Here is a 20171-nt window from a genome sequence, read left to right as displayed (position 1 = left end):
CGTGCGAGGCAACTGCCGAGGCGCTCGACGCGCTGTCGGCCGACAATCCGGATACGGAAGTCGCTCCGCTGGTCAATGCCGTTCTAGGCGGCGACCTGCGCGCCATGCATCGCGAACTGACCAGCCTCAGCGAAACCGGTGCGGCCATGGCATCGGTCATCCGGCCGCTGCTGACCCGCGCCATGCTGATCGCCACTATCCGCGATGCCTTCGACGCCAGCGGCCGGCTGGAGGCGGCGGTCGAATCGGCGGGCAAGGCGGTATTCTGGAAGGAGAAGGGGCTGGTGTCGCGCCAGGTGCGGCTGTGGGATTCGACCGGCATCGCCCGCGTTATCCAGCGGCTGCTGGAGGCCGAGCGCGCCAGCCGCGGGGGCAGGGGAACGGGCGACTTGATGGTGCGCCACGAATTGTTGGCGATCGCCCGTCAGGCCGCGCGGGAGCGGGCTTGATAGACCTGTCAGACAGCGCCATATTGCCGGCCATGGAGAAGCTGCACCTGACCGACGCGCAATGGCGCGACCGCCTGAACCCCGAACAATATCATGTGTTGCGCGAGGCCGGCACCGAACGCGCCTTCACCGGCAAATATAACAGCAACAAGGCCGACGGCGTCTATTATTGCGCCGGTTGCGGCACCGAGCTGTTCGATGCCGAGGAAAAATATGACAGCGGTTCCGGCTGGCCCAGCTTCACCGCGCCGGTCGATATAGACGCGGTCGAGGAAATTCGCGACACCAGCCATGGCATGATGCGCACCGAAGTGCGTTGCGCCAATTGCGAAGGGCATCTGGGTCATGTCTTCCCCGATGGGCCGGGCGTCAACGGCATGCGCTACTGCATGAACAGCGCGAGCCTGGACTTCAAGCCGCGCGACGACGTCAAATAGGGCGCGCGTCGGACATATCGTTCATCGCCGGTAAACGGCCATTCTCCATGACGCTGCGACGGTGTTTTTCCGCGCCCGGTGCATGATTTGCGCTGGCCGACGCGCGGATTAGCGCCTATTCGGAGCGGCACAAATGGCAGGATCAAGCAAGAGCAAGGGCGCGCCGCGTAGCCGCGCAAGGACATGGCTGGTGCGCGGGCTGAAGATCGGCCTGGCGGCGGTAGTCGCAGGCATATTGGCGGTGGTGGTCGCGGTGGTGATCGCGATGCAGTCGCTGCCCGATTATGACAGCCTGAAATCGTCCCCCAATGGCCAGATGATCCGCGTGCATGCGGCCGATGGCCGTGTCATCGTCTCTCTGGGGCCGAGCTTCGGCCAGTGGATGAGCTATGACCGCATTCCGCAGGTCATGGTCGATGCCATGGTGTCGACCGAGGACAAGCGTTATTATCTGCATCCAGGCGTCGATCCCATCGGTATGGTGCGCGCTACCTGGGTCGCCGTGGAACGGCGCGGCACAGGCCGCCGTTGGCAGGGTGCGTCGACCATCACCCAGCAGGTGACGCGCAACATCTTCCTGAACAACAGCTACAGTTTCGGCCGCAAAATTCGCGAGATGGTGCTGGCGCTGGCGCTGGAGCGTAAATTTTCCAAGCGACAGATCCTCGAACTCTATCTGAACAAGGTCTATTTCGGCGGCGGCGCTTATGGCATCGATGCGGCGAGCCGGAAATTCTTCGGCCATCCCGCCACGTCGCTGGACCTGCCCGAAGCCGCGATCATTGCCGGCCTGGTCAAGGCGCCGTCAAGCTATTCCCCCACGGCCGATGCCGATGCCGCGATCGGCCGTGCCGGCGTGGTGCTGGACCTGATGCAGGAGAATGGCGCGATTTCGGCATCCGAACATGCCAATGCCAATCTTTCCGGTGTGCGCATGGCGCCCGAGCCGCCGCAGAACAGCGTGCGCTACTTCACCGACTGGGCGCTACCGCAGCTCGACCTGCTGATCGACGAACCCAATGAGCCGCTGGAGGTCTATACCACCATCGATCTGGGTATGCAGAATGCGGCGACGGCGGCGATCAAGGCCAATGTCCCGGCCGGCACACAGGGCGCGCTGGTCAGTCTGGACCGCGACGGCGCGGTGCGGGCGATGGTCGGTGGTCTCGACTATGTGACGTCCAACTATAACCGCGCGACCACGGCGACGCGCCAGCCGGGATCGGCCTGGAAGATCTTCGTCTATATGGCAGCGCTGGAGGCGGGCTATACCCCCGACACGGGTGTGACGGACGAGCCGGTGACGATCAACGGCTGGAGCCCGCGCAACAGCAACGGCAAGTTCGCCGGCGACATCGATATCCGCACCGCCTTCGCCTATTCGATCAATACGGTCGCGGCGAAGCTGGGCGTGGAGGTCGGCTTCCCGACCGTGGCCGACATGGCGCGTCGCTTCGGCGTGTCGACCCCGATCAACACCCATCCCTCGATGGTATTGGGTACGTCCGACGTCCGCCTGATCGACATGACCCGCGCCTTCGCCTCGATCGCGCGCAAGGGTATTGCCGTGACGCCCTATGGCATCACCAAGGTGACGACCGCCGACGGCCGCATGCTCTACCAACATCAGGACGATACCAGCCGCGTGCTGGTCGCCCCCTGGGTCGCTGCGGGCATGACCGACCTGATGCAGACCGCCGTCTCCACCGGCACCGGCAAGGCGGCGCAGATCGGCCGTCCGGTCGCGGGCAAGACCGGCACCACCAACAGCGGCAAGGATGGGTGGTTCCTCGGCTTCTCCAGCGGCATCACGACAGGCGTCTGGGTCGGCCGCGACGATGCCAAGGCGGTACCGGCGCTCTATGGTGGCCGGTCGCCGGCGCGCGCCTTTGCCGACTATATGAAGGTGGCGGTCGCCAAGCGGCCGGTCGAGCAGTTCGAAACCGAAGTGACCCTGCCCGAATGGCAGCTGGAGCCGGATGCGGAGGCTTATTACGGCCAGCCGGATAATGGCATGGGCGGGGACGGCGGCATGATGGTCGACGAGAACGGCCTGCCGATCGAGCGTCCGCGACCCCAGGAGCCGGGCGCCGATCCGGACGACCAGCAGATGGAGGTCGATCCCGACGATCGGCCACAGCCGCCGCGTCTGGACCAGCAGTGGATCGACAATGTGCTGGGTCGGGATCGCCAGCGCCAGCAGCAGCCTCCGGCAAACCGGCCGACGCCGAACGAGTAAATCGGGGGGAGGGGGCTTACCCCTCTACCCGATCATTCGCGGCAAAGCGCATCTTCTCCACCGCGCTCGCGTCCGGCAGCAGGAAGTCGACCTTCCCCCGGCCGAAATCGATCGCCACCCGATCGAAGATCCGCAGCGCGCTGATCCCCAGCATTAATGCCGGCTTGTCCTCCATACCCAGTTCCTTGAACGGGCTGGCGTCGGCGAAGATGACCGGCACCTGCGTCAGGTTGACCCGGCCCATCCGCACCGACTTGATCTTCCCGACCTGGCCCACCAGCGTTCCGCCGGTCACGCTGGTCAGCGTCGCGGTCAGAAGCTCCGGAGCACGTTTCTTGCGGAGCAGCTTGTCGCGGAGCGCCAGATTGCCAATGCTGAAATTGGTGCCGGTATCGAGCATGATGTTGACCCGCATCCCGTTGACGTCGGAATCGAGCAGGATCAGCTGGCCGCGCTTGCGCCGCGCCTCCACCACGATCGTGTCGGGATCGACCGACAAACGGCGGCTGGAACCGCTATTGGCGATTTCCATCCGCCCGGTGCGAAAGTTGAGCGTCACCCGCTTGGCATGCAGGCTGTCGAGGCCCAGCAGCCCCGGCGCGCCCAGATGCTCGCCCTCCAGCACCGGCGCCTCGATATCGGTGAGGGTGCTGCCGGCAAAGCCCAGCCGGGGCACGGCGACCGTATTGGTTTCCGATCGGCCGGTCATGCTGAGGATGATGACATTGGCGCGCGGTGCGAGCGCCAACTTCTGCGCCAGGTCGCGCGCGATCACGGTACGCTGCGATCCGGTGTCGATGATGAAGTTCCACGGCCCCTTGCCATCGATCGAGATCGGAATGGTGACGCGATCGTCGGGCGACGGCCCGGTATGAACGATGGCTGGCGGAATGTCAGGATCAAGCACCGATGTGGCCGGAGCGGGGGCAGGAGCATCCTGCGCGGAAAGGGCCGGGCCACCAATCGCAAGCGCGATTCCCAGCAAGGCCCTTATCGAAACGGGGAGCCGTCCCATAACCCTCGTCCTCGTCTGTATCTTTTATCGTTTCACTATATCATGAAGGCCAGCCATCGCGCCAGCGCCACCGCTGATCGACCATGGCGGTGAAAGCGCGAATTTCCGTCGCTATCCGCATCTATCCTGCCTTGACGAGATGGGCGACGGATCGCTAAACGCGAAATGCTACATCCTCGCCCGTCCGGAGCGAGGGTTTCCGGACCGTCTGTTCGGCTATCTCCTTCCTTTCCGGCCCATTTTTCCATCACCGCATCGGACCGACTCGCAAATGCATCTCAAGGATCTCAAGAAGACAGTTCCCGCCGATCTCGTCACCATGGCCGAAGAGCTGGGCGTGGAAGGGGCATCGACCTTGCGCAAGCAGGATCTGATGTTCGCGATCCTCAAGGCCGAGGCGGAAAATGGCGAGCAGATCATGGGCGAGGGCACGATCGAGGTGCTGCCCGACGGCTTCGGCTTCCTGCGCAGCCCCGAAGCGAACTTCCTGGCCGGTCCCGACGACATCTATGTCTCGCCCAACCAGGTCCGCAAGTTCGGCCTGCGCACCGGTGACACGGTGGAAGGCGAAATTCGCGCGCCCAAGGATGGCGAGCGCTACTTCGCCCTGACCAAGCTGCTCTCGGTCAATTTCGACGATCCCGATGTCGTCCGCCATCGCGTCAATTTCGACAATCTGACGCCGCTCTATCCCGAACAGAAGCTGCGGCTCGACACGCTCGATCCGACCATCAAGGACAAGTCGGCCCGCGTCATCGACATCGTGTCGCCGCAGGGCAAGGGCCAGCGCACGCTGATCGTCGCGCCGCCCCGCGTCGGCAAGACGGTGATGCTCCAGAACATCGCCAAGGCGATCACGGACAATCATCCCGAAGTCTTCCTGATCGTGCTGCTGATCGACGAGCGCCCGGAAGAAGTCACCGACATGCAGCGCAGCGTGAAGGGCGAGGTCGTGTCCTCCACCTTCGACGAGCCGGCCACCCGCCACGTTCAGGTCGCCGAAATGGTGATCGAGAAGGCCAAGCGCCTGGTCGAGCACAAGAAGGACGTCGTGATCCTGCTGGACTCGATCACGCGCCTCGGCCGCGCCTACAACACCGTCGTCCCCTCATCGGGCAAGGTGCTGACCGGCGGTGTCGACGCCAATGCGCTCCAGCGGCCCAAGCGCTTCTTCGGCGCTGCGCGTAACATCGAGGAGGGCGGCTCGCTCTCGATCATCGCCACCGCGCTGATCGACACCGGCAGCCGCATGGACGAAGTCATCTTCGAAGAGTTCAAGGGCACCGGTAACTCCGAAATCGTGCTGGACCGCAAGGTCGCGGACAAGCGCATCTTCCCGGCGCTGGACGTCGGCAAGTCGGGCACCCGCAAGGAAGAACTGCTGGTCGAGAAGCCGACGCTCAGCAAGATGTGGGTGTTGCGTCGTATCCTCATGCAGATGGGCACGGTCGACGCGATGGAATTCCTGCTCGACAAAATGAAGGATTCCAAGACCAACGAGGATTTCTTCGCGACCATGAATCAGTAAGGCGCGGGGCGATCGCCGTGATCGCCCAACGCCTTGCCATATGTTTTGCCGTGAGAGCCGGGCCATGTATATGGTCCGGCTTTCTCCATTTTCAGACACAGGGACGTTAGGCCGTCATGTTCGACCTCATCGCCATCGCCGCTTCGGCTGCCCAGGGACTTGGCTCCCCGGCCGATATCTGGCAGCATATCGTCAACGATTTCAGCAATATCGGGTCGCCCAGTGCGCTAGCGGCCTTCGGCCAGGTGCTGATGATCGACATCCTGCTCGCCGGGGACAATGCCATCGTCGTCGGTGCGCTGGCGGCGGGCCTGCCCGCGGCGCAGCGGCAGAAGGTCATCCTGATCGGTATCATCGCCGCACTGGTGCTGCGTATCGCCTTCGCGCTGGTCGTCAGCCAGTTGATGCAGATCGTTGGCCTGATCCTGGCGGGCGGGCTGTTGCTGCTGTGGGTCAGCTGGAAGATGTGGCGCGAGCTTCATCCCAAGCGGGGCGGGGATACGCCGCACGATCCCAGCGACGATGATGTGTCGGGCCTGCGCCCTGCCAAGAGCTTTGCCGGTGCCGCCTGGGCCGTGGCTCTTGCCGACGTGTCGATGAGCCTCGACAATGTCCTCGCCGTCGCCGGCGCGGCGCGCGAGCATCCCGGCATCCTCATCATCGGCCTGATCCTGTCGGTTGCGCTGATGGGCATCGCGGCGAACATCATCGCCAAATATATCGAGCGCTTCCGCTGGATCGCCTATCTGGGCCTGGCCGTCATCATCTATGTCGCGGTGAAGATGATCTATGACGGCTTCGTCGATCATCAGGTCGGCATTTTGACGCTCTTCAACTGAAAATGACTGTCGCCGCTTTTGCCCACAAGGTACGAGCCTGACGGCCCTGGTGACGTCACAGCGTCGGGCAAATCTTGCCCGACGCTGTGACAACCGTTCAGGGAATAAGAATGGTCGCGCCGCGCGTCTGACGCGCTTCCAGCGCCTTGTGCGCCTCTGCCGCATCGGCGAGCGCGAAGCGCTGGCCGATCTGCGCCGACACCACGCCGCGTTGCATGCGGTCGAACAGGCGCCCGGCGGTGTGAGCCAGTTCTTCTACCGTGGCGACATAATCGAACAGCGTAGGGCGCGTAACGTAGAGCGATCCCCCACGGCTGAGGTCGAGCAGGCTGACGGGCGGAACCGCGCCTGAAGCATTGCCATAGCTTACCAGCAGGCCCCGTCGCTTCAGGCTTGCCAGTGAAGCGTTCCAACTATCCTTGCCGACGCCGTCATAGACGACATCGACGCCCGCACCGCCGGTCAATTCCCGGACAGTGGCGGCAAGATCGTCAAACGCGCCGTACAGGCTGTGGTTGGCCTGAACAGTCGCGGCCTTCTCCGCCGACCCGCAATGGGCGATGACGATCACGCCCTTGTCACGCAGCCAGTGGACGAGGATCGATCCGACGCCGCCTGCTGCCGCATGGACGAGCGCGACTTGGCCCGCTTTCAAATTGATGATGTCCTCCGCGAGATAGCAGGCGGTCATGCCCTTGAGCATCATCGCCGCCGCATCCTCGTTGGATACGCCATCGGGGATGGCTACCGCCCGATCTGCCGGGATGATCCGGTGGGTAGCATAGGCACCCAGCCCGCTGGCGCAGCCAACCCGGTCACCGACGGCAAAGCCGTCAATGCCATCGCCTACAGCAACGATCCGGCCCGCGCTCTCCGAACCCAGGGGGGTGGGGAGCGGGGCAGGATAGAGGCCGGTGCGATAATAGGTATCGATGAAATTGAGGCCGACAGCATCCTGTTCGATCAGCAATTCGCCGTCACCGGGTTGCCCCGGCTCGAACTCTTCCTTCGCAATCACGTCCGGCCCGCCATGGCTGCGGGCGACCATCCGCCATGCCGCCGGCATCAGGCCAGCGCCTCGGCAAAGAAATCGGCAGTGCGCTTGTCGGCCAGCTGTGCTGCTTCCTCGTTCCGGCGATTGCCCATTTCGGCGGCAAAGCCATGGTCCAGTCCTTCATAGTCGTGCAGCGACACATGGCGATTATCCTTAAGGCCATCATGCATCTTCTGCTGGACTTCCGGCGGAACGAAGCCGTCGTTGGTCGGGATATGCAGCATTGTCGGTTTGCCAATGCCATGTTGCTCTCCGAGCAACCCGTCGATGCCTACGCCATAATAGCCGACGAAGGCATCGCCGTCGGTCCGGCACGCGGCCATGAAGACGATACGACCGCCCAGACAATAGCCAACCAGGCCCACCTTGCCCTTGCCGCCAAGATCTGCACGCGCCGCCTTGATCGTGGCCTCGATGTCGCGGATGCCCTGATCCTGATTATATTTGGGAATATAGCCCAGCGCCTGCTCCATTTCGGCGGGCACGTCGGCGTCCAGTTCGATATGCGGCTCGATCCGCCAGAACAAGTCGGGTGCATAAGCGAGATAGCCAGCTTTGGCCCAACTGTCACATTTACGGCGAATGCCTTCATTTACCCCGAATATTTCCTGAACGACGATGATTGCAGCAGTCGCCTCACCTTCCGGCTTGGCGACATAGGCGTCGAACTGCGCGCCACCATCCAGCGTGGTGATATGAGTGAAATTGCCCATGCCGATATCCTTTCCGCCGTCAACAATGGAGCGCATATTGGCTTATCCCGACGGGTAAGCAACCACGCGACTCGCTTAAAAATTTGCCTTGATACGGCGGTTTGCTGCATGAGGGCGCATTGTATCAGACCGCCAACAGGGAAGGGCCGGGACATGAAGGTAACTGTCGACGTGGACTGCACGCCAGCCGAGGCCCGTGCCTTTCTGGGCCTGCCCGACGTGACCCCCATTCACGACAAATATATCAGGACGATGCTCGACAGCTTCGATGGCGTCGGCAATGTCGAGCAGATGGAGACGCTGTTCAAAAGCTTTTCGCCACTTGGCGACGCGGGCATGCGGTTGTTCCAGCAGATGATGAATGTCGGGCTTGCCGGTATCGGCGGCGGCAAGGATGAGAAGAAATAAGGATCGTGACTGACTGTCAGCACGAAACGATTTTTGCCCTGTCGAGCGGTGCGCCGCCAGCGGGGATTGCGGTCATTCGAGTAAGCGGTCCGAACGCGGGATCGGCGCTTGAGGCATTGGCCCGGCGACTGCCGAAGCCCCGTATTGCCAGCCTCGCCCTGCTTTGCGATCCGCGCGATGGGGCGGCGCTGGATCGGGCGCTGCTGCTGTGGTTGCCCGGCCCCAACACCGTTACCGGCGAAGATATGGCCGAACTGCATTGCCATGGTGGCCGGGCCATCGTGGCGGCGGTAGAAGAGGCGCTATGCGCTATGCCCCACCTGCGCCGCGCCCAGGCGGGAGAGTTTACCCGACGTGCCTTCGCCAATGGCCGCATGGATTTGAACGCGGTCGAAGGGCTGTCCGACCTGCTCGCGGCCGAGACGCAGGGACAGCGGCGGGCCGCGCTGCTGATGGCAGAAGGGCATTTTTCGCGCCGGATCGACGGATGGCGGCACACCCTGCTCGACCTGTCGGCGATGGCCGAGGCAGCGCTCGATTTCTCCGATGAGGATGACGTACCCGACGCCGCGATCGAGGCGCGGATCGGGGATGGCATAGCTACGCTGGCGCAGGATGTGGCGAGCATACTCGCCGCGCCGTCCGCCGAACGCCTGCGCGATGGGGTTCGTGTGGTGCTGGCCGGGCCGCCCAATGCCGGCAAGTCGACGCTACTCAACGCGCTGGTCGGGCGCGAGGCGGCGATCGTGTCCGACATCGCGGGCACGACCCGTGACCGGATCGAGGTGCCTGCCGCGATCGGTGGCACGGCGTTCCTCTTTACCGATACGGCCGGACTGCGTGGCGAGGCCGGTGACGCGATCGAAGCGATAGGGATAGATCGCGCACGGGCGGCGCTGGACGCGGCGGACATTATTTTGTGGCTGGGCGATCCGGCAGAGTTGCCGCGCGACGATGCGATGCTGATCGCAGCGCAGAGTGATCGGGCGGGGTTCGATCGTCCGGGCTTGCGGCTGTCGGCGAAGACTGGCGAGGGGATGGAGCAACTTGTGACCGCGCTTCGCGATCGGGCGGTGACGATGTTGCCGGGCGAAGGCGATTATGCGCTGCATGCGCGACAGCGACAGCAAGTTGGACAATTGCAGGCGCATTTGGAGGCGGCGATGCGGGATTCGGACTTGCTCGTCATTGCTGAGGAATTGCGGATGGCCCGCAGGACGATCGACGCGCTGACGGGACAGGCCGGAACCGAAGATATGCTCGATCGCCTCTTTTCCGGATTCTGCATCGGCAAATAATAGATGTTCCACGTGGAACGTTTTGACCGGGGTGCTCCAAATCTGATAAGGGCGCCCCATGCGAACAAGCTATGATGTGATCGTGGTCGGTGGCGGCCATGCCGGCTGCGAGGCCGCCGCAGCGGCGGCGCGCAAGGGGGCATTCGTCGCGCTGCTTACCTTCGCCCGGCAGACGGTCGGCGCCATGTCCTGCAACCCTGCCATCGGTGGACTGGGCAAGGGCCACCTGGTCCGCGAGGTTGATGCGCTGGACGGCCTGATCGCGCGTGCGGCCGACGCGGCAGCGATCCATTATCGAATGCTCAACAGCAGCAAGGGCGCCGCCGTCCAAGGGCCGCGCATCCAGGCTGACCGCAAGCGGTATCGTGCCGCTATCCACGCGATGCTCGATGCGCAGAGCGGGCTGGACATCGTCGAGGGGGAGGCGAGCGCTCTCCTTCTGTCCGGCGAGCGGATCGCCGGCGTGGCGCTGGCAGACGGTCGTGCGCTGGAGGCCGCGGCCGTCGTGCTGGCCACCGGCACTTTCCTTGGCGGCAAGCTCTTCCGGGGCGACGAACGAGAAACGGGCGGCCGTGTCAATGAACGGGCAGCGACAGCGCTGGGCGTTCAGCTGCGTGACCTGGATATGCCGATCGCGCGGTTGAAGACCGGTACGCCGCCGCGCCTCGACGGTCGAACCATCGACTGGGCCCGGTTGGAGACGCAGCCGTCGGACGGTGAGGGCTGGACCATGTCGTCGCTCTCGACGGCGCGCGTGCTCCCGCAACTAGCCTGCGCCATCACCCGCACCAATGATCGCACGCATCAGATCATCCGCGACGGTCTGGGCAGGTCGCCTTTGTTCAGTGGTGCGATCGAGGGACGGGGCCCGCGCTATTGTCCGTCTATAGAGGACAAGGTGCTGCGCTTCGGCGATCGCGACGGGCATCAGATTTTCCTCGAACCCGAAGGGCTGGACGATCACCTTGTCTATCCCAACGGGATCAGCACCTCATTGCCGACCGACGTGCAGGTGGCGATGGTGCGGTCGATGGCAGGGCTGGAGCAGGTGGAGATCGCGGTGCCGGGTTATGCGGTCGAATATGACCATGTCGATCCGCGCGCGCTCGATGCGTCGCTGGAGGTGAGGGCGGTGCCAGGGTTGTTCTGTGCGGGGCAGATCAATGGTACGACCGGCTATGAGGAAGCCGCAGCCCAAGGGCTGATCGCAGGGGCGAATGCTGCTGCGCGGGCGCGAGGCGAGGCACCGATGATCCTCGATCGGGCCAGTTCTTACATCGGCGTGATGATCGACGATCTGGTGTTGCAGGGTGTGACCGAACCCTATCGCATGTTGACCGCGCGTGCCGAATATAGGCTGCGCCTGCGAGCCGATAATGCTGAAACGCGGCTTGGCTCGATCGGTCTCGCGCATGCTATCATCGGAACGAAGCGGGCCGAGCGCCTGTCGGACCGTGAAGGGCGGCGCGATGCGATCGAGGCCGAGTTGGCGACGCTGATGACCGCGAGCGAGATGATGCGGGCGGGAGCCGTTGTTCGGCAGGATGGCGCGAGGCGGAGCCTGTTCGACTGGGCGCGTTTCCCCGAAGTCGACAAGGCGCTCCTGATCGATCTAGCACCGGCTCTTCGCGCCGCTCCGGAGGATTTGCGCGCGGAGATACTGGAGGACGCGCATTACGCGCCTTACCTCCAGCGACAGGATGCGGAGATCGCCGAACTGCGTCGGAACGAGCGCGTGCATATTCCGGCCGACTTCGATTTTGACGCCATCGGCGGATTGTCGACCGAGATGATCGAGCGGCTCGATGCCGCCCGGCCGGACACGCTGGCGGCAGCCGGCCGTATTCGCGGCATCACGCCGGCCGCTTTGGCAGCAATCCTTGTCCATGTTCGCCGGGAGGCTGCGTGACCGAAGAAGAGGCCCGCGCTTGGTTGGAGGCGCAATTTGACGTTCCACGTGAAACATGGGACCGGCTGGAGCGCTATGTAGCCATCCTCCTGTCAGCGATGGAAGAGCAGAATCTGATCGCTGAATCGACGCGTCCCCATATCTGGGCGCGCCACATTGTGGACTCAGCGCAACTGATGCTGCATGCGCGGAATGCGGGGGAAGGAGAGTGGCTCGACCTTGGCGCCGGCGCGGGTCTGCCCGGTATCGTGGTCGCTTGCTTATCCGATCGGTCGCTGACGATGGTTGAATCCCGTCGCAAGCGGATCGACTTTCTGAATGAGGTGATCGCCGAACTGGGGCTAGTCCGTGCCCGCGTCTATGGCGGTCGGGTCGAAACCGTTCCTGCCACACAAGCTGCCGTCATCAGCGCGCGCGCTTATGCACCTCTGCCCAAACTGCTCGGATCGGCTCTGCATCTGTCCGATAAAAAGACCATTTGGGTGCTGCCAAAGGGACGAAATGCGCAAAATGAACTGGAGGCGGCGCGCCCGTCATGGCAAGGTGTGTTCCACGTGGAACCGAGCGTGACTGATGCGGACAGCGCCATCATCGTCGCCCATTCCGTAACACCCGCTGGCAAGAAGAAAGGGCGCAAATGATCCGCATCGCGATCGCCAACCAGAAGGGTGGGGTGGGCAAGACCACAACCGCGATCAATCTTGCGACGGGCCTCGCGGCTACGGGTCTTCGGGTTTTGCTGGTCGATCTCGATCCGCAGGGCAATGCGTCGACGGGTCTTGGTGTGGGGCAGGGCGAGCGTGCCCAGTCCAGCTATGACCTGCTGGTTGGTAATTGTGCGTTGGACGATGCAATCGTCACGACCCGTGTGCCCAAGCTCGATCTGGTTCCAGCAACGCAGGATCTGTCGGGCGCCGAGATCGAGCTGATCGATTATGAGGAGCGCACCCATCGCCTGGAACGCGTCCTTTCCGAAGCACAGCCGGGCCGCTGGGACATCTGCCTGATCGACTGTCCGCCATCGCTCGGCCTGCTGACGATCAATGCGATGGTCGGTGCCCAATATCTGCTGGTGCCGCTCCAATGCGAATTTTTCGCGCTGGAAGGGCTGTCGCAGCTGCTCCAGACGGTCGAGCGCATCCGTGGCCGCTTCAATCCCGGCCTTTCGATCATGGGCGTGGCACTCACCATGTATGACCGCCGTAATCGCCTGACCGATCAGGTCGCCGATGATGTTCGCGCCTGCTTGGGCGACCTCGTCTTTTCGACTGTGATTCCGCGCAATGTCCGCCTGTCTGAAGCGCCCAGCCACGGTGTTCCCGCCCTTATCTACGACTTCCGCTGCTCCGGATCGGAAGCCTATATGCGTCTCGCGCGCGAATTGATCGCGCGTCTGCCCCGACAGGAGGTTGCCGCTTGAGCGACGAAACGACCGACAAGCCGAAGATCGCCAAGCGTCCCCAAGGCCTGGGTCGAGGTCTGTCCGCCCTGTTGGGCGACGTGTCCCGCGAAGAACCGATTGCGCCCACCACTGCTCCGGTTGCCAATGGCAAGTCCGTGCAGAGCATCGAAGTTGCGCTCATTCATCCGCATCCCGAACAGCCTCGCCGGCATTTCGACGATGGCGCGTTGCAGGAACTGGCCGACAGCATCGCCAAGCGCGGCGTCATCCAGCCGATCATCGTGCGGCCCCATGGCGGAGGCTTCCAGATCATTGCTGGCGAACGCCGCTGGCGTGCCGCGCAGCGCGCCCAGATGCATCGCATACCGGCGATCGTCCGCGATTTCGACGAACAGGAAACGCTGGAAATCGCGCTGATTGAGAATATCCAGCGCGAGGATCTGAACCCGATCGAAGAGGCAGAAGCCTATCGCAAGCTGATCGCTGAATTCCATCACAGCCAGGAAGCGCTGGGTCGCATCGTTGGTAAGTCGCGCAGCCATGTGGCCAATTTGATGCGCCTACTCGAATTGCCGCAGACCGTGCAGCAGCAGGTGATGTACAGCAAGATCAGCATGGGCCATGCCCGTGCGCTGATTGGCGCGCCCGATTGCGAACGTCTGGCCCAACAGGTCGAGGAAAAAGGGCTTTCCGTTCGCGATACGGAACAGCTGGTTCGCAAGGTAAAGACCGGCGTCGAGACGCCTGCCACGCGGCGCAGCAGCGGTGGCGGCGAATCCACGCAAAAGGATCCGGACATCGCCGCGCTCGAGCAGCATCTGGCCGACATATTGGGGTTGAAGGTAGACATTGCGCATGATGGCGCGTCGACCGGTGGCACGCTTTCTATGCGTTATTCAAACCTCGACCAGCTCGACATGCTCTGTCAACGCCTGTCAGGCGAGCGGATTTGATTGCCTCACATAAGGGATGAGGGGACGCGGTACCGCACAGCCCCTTACCCCAGCGCGCAGCGCAGACCATTCAACTTTTGCCTCTTTTCCAAGTCCTACAGATTCTCGGCTGTTTCAGCCGCCCTCGGAATGCTCTAGGTTGAGCGCATGGCCGACATGCTCTCCCCCACCGCCGCCGTTCCCGCCGTCATTCGCCGCGCCGATTATCGCGTGCCCGATTGGCTGGTGCCGGATATCGCGCTCGACTTTGATCTCGACCCCGCCCTCACAAGGGTCCGCGCAACGCTATCCGTGGTACGGAATGGCGACCATGACCGCCCGCTGCGCCTGGACGGTGATGGCTTGATCCCTCTGGAGGTCAAGGTCGACGGTCAGGTGCTGGAAGAGACGCAATGGCATCTGGAGGCGGGTGCTCTCATTGTCGCGCTTTCATCCGAAACACACAGTGTCGAAACACTGGTGGAGCTGGCGCCGGAGAGCAACAGTAAGCTGATGGGCCTTTATGCCAGCGGCGGACTGCTCTGCACCCAATGCGAAGCGGAGGGCTTCCGCCGCATCACCTTCTTCCCCGACCGGCCAGACGTGCTGTCCCGCTACAGTGTATATATGGTCGCGGACAAGGTACGTTTCCCGGTGCTGCTGGCCAATGGTGACCCCATCGAACAGGGCGACCTGGCGGACAACCGCCATTGGGCGCGCTGGAACGATCCTTTTCCCAAGCCTTGCTATCTTTTCGCGCTGGTAGCGGGCGATCTCGCCTGCAACGCCGACAGCTTCGTGACGATGAGCGGACGCGAAGTGCAACTGGGCATCTGGGTCAAGGAAGTCGACCTGCCACGCACCGGCCATGCGATGAAGGCGCTGAAGGATAGCATGGCCTGGGACGAGCGCATCTATGGCCGCGAATATGATCTGGACGTGTTCAACATCGTCGCCGTGGCGGATTTCAATTTCGGCGCGATGGAGAATAAAGGCCTCAACATATTCAATTCACGCTACATTTTAGCCGACCCGGAGACGGCGACCGACATTGATTATGACGGGGTCGAAGGCGTTGTCGCACATGAATATTTCCACAACTGGTCGGGCAACCGCGTCACCTGCCGCGACTGGTTCCAATTGTCCCTGAAGGAGGGATTCACGGTCTTCCGCGACCAGAATTTCTCGGCAGACATGGGCAGCCATGCGGTCAAGCGGATCGAGGATGTCCGTATCCTGCGCGCCGCCCAGTTCCAGGAGGATAGCGGGCCGCTTGCCCATCCGATCCGTCCTGAATCCTATATGGAAATCAGTAACTTCTACACGGCGACCATCTATAACAAGGGTGCCGAGATCATCCGCATGATGGCGCTGATGCTGGGTCCGGAGCGATTTCGAGCGGGCACCGATCTCTATTTCGACCGGCATGACGGTGAAGCGGCGACCTGTGAGGATTTCGTGCTGGCGATGGAGGAGGGCGGCCAGATCGACCTCATGCAGTTCCGCCGCTGGTATGAGCAGGCCGGCACGCCCCATGTCCGTGCGCTTCTGTCGCATGATCCTGTGAGCCAGAGCGTCGAACTGACGGTGGAACAGATGGTGCCGCCCACGCCGGGCCAACCCGACAAGCAACCGATGGCGATCCCCCTGCGCACGGCCCTGTTCGATCCGGCGACGGCACAGCATCATGGCGACGAGTTGCTCATGCTGACCGAGCCGAAGCAGAGCTTCACCTTCACTGGCTTTGCCAGCGCACCCGTGCTGTCGATCAACCGCGGCTTTTCCGCCCCGGTGATCGTGGAAACCAACCGCAGCCAGGCCGACCTCGCTTTCCTGTCGGCGCATGATGACGATCCCTTCGCCCGGTACGAGGCGATGCAGCAACTGATGGTGAATGTGCTGATCGGTCGCATCGCCGGGCACGATGTCGATGACGCGCCAGTGATCGAGGCTGTCCGCAATACGCTGACCGATCCGGTGCTGGACCCGGCCTTCATCGCTGAGGCGATCCGCCTGCCGAGCGAAGCCTATCTCGGCGATCAGATGAAGATCGTCGATCCCGACGCGATCCACGCTGCGCGAGATGCCTTGCAGCAGAAGATCGGGGCCGAACTGGAGGCGCTCTGGCGGGATATCCATGCCGGGACAAAGGCCAATGGCTTCTCGCTCTCCTCGGCGGCCAAGGGCACGCGCAAGCTGCGCAACGCGGCGCTTCACTATCTGGTGGCATCAGGCGCGGAGGACGGCCCTGCCATTGCTTTCGCCCAGTTTGGTGAGGCGGACAATATGACCGAGCGCCAGGCGGCGTTGGCTACCCTTGCCAATGGCACCAGCGCGGAACGGGTGGCGGCGCTCGATATCTTCTACAACCGCTATTCGGCCGATGCGCTGACGCTGGACAAATGGTTCCAGACCCAGGCCTTCGCCTTTCATCCCGATGCGGTGGAACAGATCGAGGAACTGGGGCGGCACAAGGATTTCACCCTGTCCAATCCTAACCGCGTGCGTTCTCTCTATGGCGCTTTCGCGGGCAACCAATGGGCATTCCACCACAAATCGGGCAAGGGCTATCGTCTGGTCGCAGACTGCATCATTGCGCTGGACAAGCTGAACCCCCAGACAGCCGCGCGCCTGGTGCCTAATCTGGGACGCTGGAAGCGGTTCGATGAAACGCGCGGCGCGCTGATGCGTGCGGAACTGCAGCGCATCCTGGCCGAACCGGGCCTGTCCAAGGATGTGACTGAGCAGGCGGGCAAAAGCCTTGAGTGAACAAGACAGCTAAGTCCGCCTTGAATGGAAGGCGGAATAATTGAAAACGGGGAGCGGACATACGCATATCCGCTCCCTTGAGGGACAGGCTGCGCAGACTTGGCAGTTTGCTGCCTGATCCTAGCTGGGGGAGGGGGAGGCAAGCTCGCGAGAATAGGCCAGCATTGTGCCAATCTCCCTCCTAAGCACGACGCGGTAAGGCTCCGTATCTGGTGGGGTTGCAGTCAAAACGGCCCATCCCAAATCAGCCCGACTTCTCCACCAATTCCGCGATCTCGAACGCATAGCTTTTCCAGCCGCGCATCTTTGCGCCATCGGCGGCCGGCCCTTTCAGCTTCTTCGCCTCGGCTAGGGACCGAGTATGACCCCAGAAAACCTCGGTCTTGCCGTTTTCCAGCACAGCGACGATCCGCCAATAATGGGTCAAGGCATCCGCCGTCGGCCCGATCGTCTTCACATAGCCATCGGGCATGGTCGCGGTCAGATAGCGTTTCCGGCGCGCCATATTGCCTATCCCCGGTAGCGATGCAGGCCAGCGCCATGGATGCGCAACCATTCGCGCGCGGGCCGGGGATCGGCGCCATAGATGCGCCGGTGCGCGGCGTGAAAGGCCGTGCTATGGTTCATATGCAGCAGATGCGCCAGTTCATGCGCCACTGTCGCCCGCCGCACCTCGGGCGGGCATAGGATCAGCCGCCAGCTGTAGCGGATCGCGCCCGATGAAGCGCAACTGCCCCAGCGGCTGCGCGGGTCGCCCACGCCCACCGACGCGACGATCAGCCCATGGTCGCGCGCCAGTTCGTGGCTTTCCGTCTCCAGCACCGCTTTCGCCCGCGTGACGAGCCAGCGCTGCACCCGCGCACCGACCGCTTCCGCCGCGCCGCCCAACAGCAGCCGGTCGCCCTCCAGCCTGCCAGATTCCAGTCTGATCGTGCGGGTTGCGCCCTCGACCCAGTGAATCTGCACGTCGCGTCCCTCCAGCGGGAAGACCGCACCATGCGCCAGCGGCGTGATCGCCGGCTGCTTGGCCATCTGGGCACGGACCCAGCCTTCATGGTCCTGCGCCCAGGCGAGCGCCTTTCTCAAACTCGCCCGCACCGGCAGCGACAGGCGCAATCCACCCCGCGCACCGTCGATCGTCAGCCTGTAGGAGCGCGCCCGGGCCGACCGCAGCACCCGCACCGGCACGACGACACCATCGACCAGGATTGCAGCATCGGACTCAAAGTTCACGGTCGACAAGATGATTTTCCCAGTCGCCCGCATCGGCCTCCGCCACGGTCCAGCCGCGCACGGATTCACCGGCGCGATGCACCGCCTCCCGGTCGCCGCAGACCAGATAATGCCATTCCGGCAGCGGCAGCCCGTCTCCCCGCAGCCGATAGGCGCAAGTCCGGGGCAGCCAGCCGATCTGCTTCACCTTGGTCGGAGTCAGCCGCACGCAATCGGGCACGAATTTGCGCCGGTCCTTGTAATTGCTGCACTGACCGCTCTGCCGATCGAGCAGCCGGCAGGCGACATTGGTGGGGTAGATATGCCCCGTATCCTCATCCTCGGCCTTGTGCAGGCAGCATTTGCCGCAGCCGTCGCACAGCGCTTCCCATTCGGCGCGGTCGAGCTTGTCGAGGGGCTTTTCCCAGAAGTTCGTCACTTGATCCATTTTTCAAGGAAGGCGAGCACCTTGTCGGGCGAACCTTCGTCCACGTCCGGTGTCCCCGGATCATCCACCGGCACCAGCGCCACCGGCTTGCCTTCACCATCGAACAGATAGGGGGTGCGGCTGTGGCTTACCAGATAATCCGTCGTTCCGCCCGATTTTTCGGGCCCGGCCTTTTCAGGATTGTAGATGACCACGAAATCCTTGGCGACCTTGGCGATCTGCTCCTTCGTGCCAGTGAGGCCGATGAGGCGCGGGTGGAAGGCGGCGACATAGGTCTTGAGCACGGCCGGCGTATCGCGATCGGGATCGACGCTGATCAGCATCGGCTGCACCCTGGCCGCCAACGCCGGCTTGGCCTTCTCGAACTTCGCGAAGGCCTGCATGATGCGTTGCAGGTCGACCGGGCAGACGTCCGGGCAATAGGTATAGCCGAAATAGACGATCCGGTATTGGCCCTTGAAATCGTCCCAGCTGGTCGGCTTGCCGTCCTGGTTGGTCAGCGTGAAGGGGGCGCCGATCCGGGCGCCGACCAGTTCGCCCTGCGCACTGTCGGCGCTTGATCCATTTCCCCCCGCGCCCATATTGCAGGCAGCGAGCAGGGCGAGCAGCGGCAAAGCGGCAAGGGCTACGTCTTTGTTCATGGCATGGCCAGCCATGCCTTGCTAGGACGCGATTTGCAATGCAACGGGGCGCGATGATGAAGAAGAGCTATGTTTCCGCTATCCTTGGGTCGTTCGCGCTGGCGCTGCTGGTGCCTGGCCCGGCGCAGGCCCAGTTTTCGGACAATTATAATTTCCTGAAGGCGGTGAAGGACAAGGACGGGCAGAAAGTCACCGACCTGATCCAGAAGCCAGGCTCCACCGTCATCAACAGCCGCGACGTCACCACCGGCGAAAATGCGCTGCACATCATCGTCGCTCGCCGCGACGCGACCTGGCTGACCTTCCTGCTGGCCAAGGATGCCAATCCAAACCTGACCGACAATGACGGCAACACGCCGCTGATGGACGCGGTGCAGGGCCGGTTCGAGGAAGGCGTGCGCACGCTGCTGGCCTACAAGGCGCAGGTCGACAAGGCCAATGGCAGCGGCGAAACCCCGCTGATCCGCGCGGTGCAACTGCGCGACGTCGGCATCGTTCGCCTGCTGGTGGCGCAGGGCGCCAATCCCGACAAGCGCGACAGCATCGCCGGCATGTCCGCTCGCGACTATGCCCAGCGCGACAGCCGCACCCCCGGCCTCACCGAAGCGCTGGATGCGGCCAAGAGCGTGGCCAAGCCGGCTGGCCCGGTGCAGGGTCCGGTATTCTGAAACCCGGCGGTCGGGCGATTTCAACCGCGCCCGGCCCGCACCTCCTCATCGTTCCACCAGCGCAGATGATGCGCGACGCCGCTTTTAAGCACGCAGGATTCGAGCGCGGCCGCGAGCCGTTCGACGGTTTCACTCGCATCGACGCGGCCAAGCCAGCTCCAAACCCGCGGCTTTGACGGCACGATGAAGCAGAGATGGCCATCGGGATGT

At 63.2% G+C, this 20171-nt stretch carries 20 protein-coding genes and 1 pseudogene; 13 read left to right on the top strand and 8 right to left on the bottom strand.

The window, feature by feature from the left end:
* The 3 genes and pseudogenes from VMR39_RS22380 to VMR39_RS22370 all read left to right on the top strand — a co-directional run.
* A pseudogene (locus VMR39_RS22380) lies at positions 1-449 on the top strand (DNA polymerase III subunit delta); the annotation flags it as partial.
* Positions 450-481: 32 nt separating this feature from the next.
* The gene (msrB, locus tag VMR39_RS22375) at positions 482-886 is read left to right on the top strand and encodes a peptide-methionine (R)-S-oxide reductase MsrB (RefSeq protein WP_325419248.1); all 405 of its coding nucleotides are present in this window, start codon (positions 482-484) and stop codon (positions 884-886) included.
* Between the two features lie 133 nt (positions 887-1019).
* Positions 1020-3125, top strand: coding sequence for a PBP1A family penicillin-binding protein (locus tag VMR39_RS22370; protein WP_325419244.1), 2106 nt, complete (start codon positions 1020-1022; stop codon positions 3123-3125).
* 16 nt (positions 3126-3141) lie between these two features.
* Here VMR39_RS22370 and VMR39_RS22365 read toward each other — a convergent pair whose 3' ends face one another.
* The gene (locus VMR39_RS22365; protein WP_325419242.1) at positions 3142-4140 is read right to left on the bottom strand and encodes a retroviral-like aspartic protease family protein; all 999 of its coding nucleotides are present in this window, start codon (positions 4138-4140) and stop codon (positions 3142-3144) included.
* A 271-nt stretch (positions 4141-4411) separates the two neighbouring features.
* Here VMR39_RS22365 and rho point away from each other — a divergent pair, with 271 nt between their 5' ends.
* Together rho and VMR39_RS22355 are read left to right on the top strand one after the other, a co-directional pair.
* Positions 4412-5668, top strand: a complete 1257-nt coding sequence (gene rho, locus VMR39_RS22360; protein ID WP_325419240.1) for a transcription termination factor Rho — start codon at positions 4412-4414, stop codon at positions 5666-5668.
* A gap of 116 nt (positions 5669-5784) precedes the next feature.
* A complete protein-coding gene (locus VMR39_RS22355; protein WP_325419238.1) occupies positions 5785-6507 on the top strand; it encodes a YjbE family putative metal transport protein in 723 nt (240 codons plus the stop codon).
* A 97-nt stretch (positions 6508-6604) separates the two neighbouring features.
* Here VMR39_RS22355 and VMR39_RS22350 read toward each other — a convergent pair whose 3' ends face one another.
* Entirely contained in the window at positions 6605-7573 is a 969-nt protein-coding gene (locus VMR39_RS22350; RefSeq protein ID WP_325419236.1) for a quinone oxidoreductase, read from the bottom strand.
* The gene (locus VMR39_RS22345) at positions 7573-8274 is read right to left on the bottom strand and encodes a dienelactone hydrolase family protein (RefSeq protein ID WP_325419246.1); all 702 of its coding nucleotides are present in this window, start codon (positions 8272-8274) and stop codon (positions 7573-7575) included. Before VMR39_RS22345 ends, VMR39_RS22350 begins: the two co-directional genes overlap by 1 nt.
* Before the next feature lie 153 nt (positions 8275-8427).
* Between VMR39_RS22345 and VMR39_RS22340 the strand changes: the two genes are divergently transcribed.
* The 7 genes from VMR39_RS22340 (at position 8428) to pepN (ending at position 16992) form a co-directional block, all read left to right on the top strand.
* Positions 8428-8682: a DUF6489 family protein gene (locus VMR39_RS22340; protein ID WP_325419234.1), complete on the top strand. Its 255-nt coding sequence runs from the start codon at positions 8428-8430 to the stop codon at positions 8680-8682.
* Between the two features lie 5 nt (positions 8683-8687).
* Positions 8688-9980: a tRNA uridine-5-carboxymethylaminomethyl(34) synthesis GTPase MnmE gene (gene mnmE, locus VMR39_RS22335; protein WP_325419233.1), complete on the top strand. Its 1293-nt coding sequence runs from the start codon at positions 8688-8690 to the stop codon at positions 9978-9980.
* A gap of 58 nt (positions 9981-10038) precedes the next feature.
* A complete protein-coding gene (mnmG, locus tag VMR39_RS22330) occupies positions 10039-11889 on the top strand; it encodes a tRNA uridine-5-carboxymethylaminomethyl(34) synthesis enzyme MnmG (RefSeq protein WP_325419230.1) in 1851 nt (616 codons plus the stop codon).
* Positions 11886-12530, top strand: coding sequence for a 16S rRNA (guanine(527)-N(7))-methyltransferase RsmG (rsmG, locus tag VMR39_RS22325; RefSeq protein WP_325419228.1), 645 nt, complete (start codon positions 11886-11888; stop codon positions 12528-12530). Before mnmG ends, rsmG begins: the two co-directional genes overlap by 4 nt.
* A complete protein-coding gene (locus tag VMR39_RS22320; RefSeq protein WP_325419226.1) occupies positions 12527-13309 on the top strand; it encodes a ParA family protein in 783 nt (260 codons plus the stop codon). Before rsmG ends, VMR39_RS22320 begins: the two co-directional genes overlap by 4 nt.
* Entirely contained in the window at positions 13306-14244 is a 939-nt protein-coding gene (locus VMR39_RS22315; RefSeq protein ID WP_325419224.1) for a ParB/RepB/Spo0J family partition protein, read from the top strand. Before VMR39_RS22320 ends, VMR39_RS22315 begins: the two co-directional genes overlap by 4 nt.
* A gap of 147 nt (positions 14245-14391) precedes the next feature.
* Positions 14392-16992, top strand: a complete 2601-nt coding sequence (gene pepN / locus VMR39_RS22310) for an aminopeptidase N (RefSeq protein WP_325419222.1) — start codon at positions 14392-14394, stop codon at positions 16990-16992.
* Positions 16993-17236: 244 nt separating this feature from the next.
* Here the strand turns inward: pepN and VMR39_RS22305 are convergent, their stop codons facing one another.
* From VMR39_RS22305 to VMR39_RS22290, 4 genes are read right to left on the bottom strand one after another with little or no spacing between them, the layout of a single operon-like run.
* Entirely contained in the window at positions 17237-17497 is a 261-nt protein-coding gene (locus VMR39_RS22305) for a hypothetical protein (protein ID WP_325419220.1), read from the bottom strand.
* Between the two features lie 5 nt (positions 17498-17502).
* Positions 17503-18258 carry a M48 family metallopeptidase gene (locus tag VMR39_RS22300; RefSeq protein ID WP_414712577.1) on the bottom strand — a complete coding sequence of 252 codons (756 nt, stop codon included), beginning with the start codon at positions 18256-18258 and terminating at the stop codon, positions 17503-17505.
* Entirely contained in the window at positions 18215-18652 is a 438-nt protein-coding gene (locus VMR39_RS22295; RefSeq protein WP_325419216.1) for a YcgN family cysteine cluster protein, read from the bottom strand. The genes VMR39_RS22300 and VMR39_RS22295 overlap by 44 nt, the downstream gene beginning before the upstream one ends.
* Positions 18640-19308: an SCO family protein gene (locus VMR39_RS22290; RefSeq protein WP_414712576.1), complete on the bottom strand. Its 669-nt coding sequence runs from the start codon at positions 19306-19308 to the stop codon at positions 18640-18642. Before VMR39_RS22290 ends, VMR39_RS22295 begins: the two co-directional genes overlap by 13 nt.
* Positions 19309-19349: 41 nt before the next feature.
* On the opposite strand from VMR39_RS22290, the gene VMR39_RS22285 reads away from it, so the two are divergent.
* Complete coding sequence (locus VMR39_RS22285; protein ID WP_325419212.1) at positions 19350-19961, top strand: ankyrin repeat domain-containing protein; 612 nt, start codon at positions 19350-19352, stop codon at positions 19959-19961.
* 20 nt (positions 19962-19981) lie between these two features.
* Here VMR39_RS22285 and VMR39_RS22280 read toward each other — a convergent pair.
* The coding region (locus tag VMR39_RS22280) for a hypothetical protein (RefSeq protein WP_325419210.1) at positions 19982-20171 on the bottom strand (190 nt) is incomplete at its 5' end.

It is taken from the genome of Sphingobium sp., from assembly GCF_035511395.1.
In the GTDB taxonomy this organism is placed as follows: Bacteria; Pseudomonadota; Alphaproteobacteria; order Sphingomonadales; family Sphingomonadaceae; genus Sphingobium.
The sequence above is the reverse complement of the archived record's forward strand: the minus strand, read 5'-3'. Positions and strand labels throughout refer to the sequence as shown.